At 69.9% G+C, this 2,958-nt stretch carries 3 protein-coding genes and 1 CRISPR repeat array; of the genes, 2 read left to right on the forward strand and 1 reads right to left on the reverse strand.

The window, feature by feature from the left end; all coding sequences use genetic code 11:
• Window positions 1–77 precede the first annotated feature (77 nt).
• Window positions 78–647 carry a hypothetical protein gene (locus DD1DGNOD_RS27625; protein WP_206442875.1) on the reverse strand — a complete coding sequence of 190 codons (570 nt, stop codon included), beginning with the start codon at window positions 645–647 and terminating at the stop codon, window positions 78–80.
• Between the two features lie 288 nt (window positions 648–935).
• Here DD1DGNOD_RS27625 and DD1DGNOD_RS01440 point away from each other — a divergent pair, with 288 nt between their 5' ends.
• Window positions 936–1,763 (forward strand): helix-turn-helix domain-containing protein, encoded by an 828-nt coding sequence (locus DD1DGNOD_RS01440; protein ID WP_131769266.1) that lies wholly within the window; start codon window positions 936–938, stop codon window positions 1,761–1,763.
• Window positions 1,760–1,996 carry a DUF397 domain-containing protein gene (locus DD1DGNOD_RS01445; RefSeq protein WP_131769265.1) on the forward strand — a complete coding sequence of 79 codons (237 nt, stop codon included), beginning with the start codon at window positions 1,760–1,762 and terminating at the stop codon, window positions 1,994–1,996. The genes DD1DGNOD_RS01440 and DD1DGNOD_RS01445 overlap by 4 nt, the downstream gene beginning before the upstream one ends.
• 216 nt (window positions 1,997–2,212) lie before the next feature.
• Window positions 2,213–2,899: a CRISPR direct-repeat array (repeat unit 38 nt; unit sequence GTTGTGATCCTCACCGAGGCCGGGGCCCCGGTGCCGCG).
• The last annotated feature ends 59 nt before the right edge of the window (window positions 2,900–2,958 follow it).

Raw genomic sequence — 2,958 nt, forward strand, 5'->3', positions numbered from 1 at the left:
GCAGGAGAACGGGAAAGGGAGTGTGTGCGGTGGCCGGAACAGCGCTGTCCCGGCCACCGCACACACTCCCGGGCGGGTTATCCATGGCCATGTCGGTGGCCGGCGTCGTCCGGGAGGGGTTGCCGCGGTCGCGGGAGCCTCCCGACCAGGGCCGGGGACGCCGGGTGCTCCCCGGCCCGCAGGATGATCGTCCAGGCGCCGAGGGTGTCCAGTTCCGCGGTGATGGCCGCACGGACAGCCGGGACCGGGGACAGGTGGGCGGGGGTGGGTATCAGCACCGTGCAGCCCCCGCCTCTGCTGACGGCGTCCAGGAGGGCGGTGAGCCCGAGGCGGATGATCCGGACGGGAAGCGTGTTGCGGTCGACGTAGGTTTCCGCCAGCGTCAGGCCCCCGGTGTGGGCATAGGCGCTCAGTAGGTCGTGCAGCCGGCTGATCTCGTCCTCGTCGTCGTGGTCCAGACTGAGGTATCCGTAGCAGACCCGGCCGTCCCGCCCAGCCGGGCTTCTGCTGGCCGCCGCCCGGCCCGTCGCATATCCCCGTATGGTGTGGCGGACCGGAGCCGCCTGGGGGCGTCGCCGTGCCGGTGGCCCCTCGGAGGGTCGTGGCCGGGCGGACGGTGGGCTCCAACAGCCGATTGCCTGGTGCATGACGGATCGTCCCTGCTGATCGTGTGACGGCTCGGGGGCTCGCGGCGACGTCCACGCGTAGGAATCACGGCGAGTGTCGTACATCGGCGGATAAGTGACAGGCATCAGTGTCGTCCCGTCGGTCGCAAGATGCAAGGGGAAATCTGCAAAGAGCAGAAATCGTGTGGCGGTACGCTCTTGCGACTGGTGACGTGGCACACTGACGGCAGACAGGAGCCGGCGTATGGAAGGTGGTGGCGGGTGGCGACGGTTGATACCGGGCCGGTCAGCGGCCCCACCGTGCGGCGGATGATCCTGGGCCGGCGGCTCCAGGCACTACGCGAGGCCGCCGGGCTGTCCTACGAACAGGCCGGACAGAAGATCGACATATCGCCGTGGACGATCCGGCGGATGGAAAACGCCTCCGTCAAACTGAAACTCGCCAACGTCCAGGTCCTGCTCGGCCACTACGGCGTCACCGACCCCGACGAGGTCCAGGCGTTCCTCGCCCTGGTCCGGGAGGCGAACCAGCCCGGCTGGTGGCACCGCTACACCGACGTCCTGCCCGCCTGGTTCAAGGTCTACGTCGGCCTGGAAGAAGCCGCCACGCTCATCCGCGCCTACGAACCCCAGTCCGTCCCCGGCCTGCTCCAAACCCCCGACTACGCCCGCGCGCTCACCCACGCCGGATTCCCGGACGCCCCCGCCAACGAACTCGACCGGCGGGTCGAGCTACGCCTGGCTCGCCAGGCCCTGCTGACCCGCCTCGACCCGCCGCACCTATGGGTCGTCCTCGACGAAACCGTCCTGCGCCGCCCCGTCGGCGGCCCCGCGGTGATGGCCGCCCAACTCGACCGGCTCGCCGAAGCGGCCACACTCCCGCACGTCACCATCCAGATCATGCCGTTCGCCGCCGGAGCGCACCCGGCGATGTACGGGCCGTTCCACCTCTTCCGCCTGCCCGCGGAACTCCCCGACATCGTCTACGTCGAAACCATGACCGCAGCTCACTACCTCGATAAACCCGACGACATCACCCCGTACCGGCATGCCCTCGACCACCTCGCCACCCACGCCGCACCCCCCGAGGCCACCCCCGGCCTACTCCACGACCTCGCCAAGGAGTTCCACCTATGACCAGCATCCACAACGGCATGCCCGCAGCCAACCTCGGAGCCGACGGCTGGCAGAAACCCTGGAGCGGCCCCAACGGCGGAAGCTGCCTCGAAGCCAAAAAACTCCCCGACGGCCGCGTCGCGCTCCGCCAGTCCACCGACCCCACCAGTCCCGCCCTCATCCTCGAAACCCACGAAATCCGCGCATTCATCAACGGCGCGAAAACCGGCCTCGTCGACAACCTCCTCAGCTAACCTCGAACCTTCCTCCAGTGGTCCGGCCTCCATGACCACGACCTCCACTTGGCGTTCCATCAGCCAGGCTCGTAACCTCAACCGCCGGACCCTGGCCGGGTCGTGCTCCCCCGAACCGTTCAGTCTCCAACAGCCAGCTACCGGCCCGTCGCGGCCTCACCGAAGCCGGAGCCCCGGTGCCGCCGCCGACGACGTCTTGGTCTTCGTAGTGGGTGCGGTGCGATCCTCACCGAGGCCGGGACCCCGGTGCCGCCTCCCTCGGACGTCAGAAATGCAGTCCGCGCGCGGGTTGTGATCCTCACCGAGGCCGGGGCCCCGGTGCCGCCAGGGGCAGACCGCAAGCTCAGCCCACCACGGCGGGGTTGTGATCCTCGCCGAGGCCGGGGCCCCGGTGCCGCCACCGTGGCGGCCTGGACGGGCGCCACCGCCGAGAGTTGTGATCCTTACCGAGGCCGGGGCCCCGGTGCCGCCTTAGTTTCCAGAGAGGTTCGGATGTCGACGGAAGGTTGTGATCCTCACCGAGGCCGGGGCCCCGGTGCCGCTTCGGCCGGCCGCAGCCTCCCGACCCGTGAGTAATGGTTGTGATCCTCACCGAGGCCGGGGCCCCGGTGCCGCTTGGTGATCGACTCGGCGTCTGTGAGTCGACGGCGTTGTGATCCTCACCGAGGCCGGGGCCCCGGTGCCGCGGCGCGCTGAACGTGGCGCAGGGCCAGCTCGAGGGGTTGTGATCCTCACCGAGGCCGGGGCCCCGGTGCCGCGTGTACCGCCCGTTGGTGTATGCCTCCCAGTCGGTGTTGTGATCCTCACCGAGGCCGGGGCCCCGGTGCCGCGACCGTCGCACATCCGGCCGGGACGCGAACCCCATGTTGTGATCCTCACCGAGGCCGGGGCCCCGGTGCCGCTGGGAGCCAAGCGCGCCGTCAACCACAGCGGGAAGTTGTGATCCTCACCGAGGCCGGGGC

It is taken from the genome of Candidatus Protofrankia californiensis (assembly GCF_900634765.1).
Lineage (GTDB): Bacteria > Actinomycetota > Actinomycetes > Frankiales > Frankiaceae > Protofrankia > Protofrankia californiensis.

Excerpts from the sequence above, each read along its gene's own strand:
- DD1DGNOD_RS01445 (WP_131769265.1), top strand. The coding sequence starts at position 1,760 with ATGACCAGCATCCACAACGGCATGCCCGCAGCCAACCTCGGAGCCGAC.
- DD1DGNOD_RS27625 (WP_206442875.1), bottom strand. The coding sequence starts at position 647 with ATGCACCAGGCAATCGGCTGTTGGAGCCCACCGTCCGCCCGGCCACGA.
- DD1DGNOD_RS01440 (WP_131769266.1), top strand. The coding sequence starts at position 936 with ATGATCCTGGGCCGGCGGCTCCAGGCACTACGCGAGGCCGCCGGGCTG.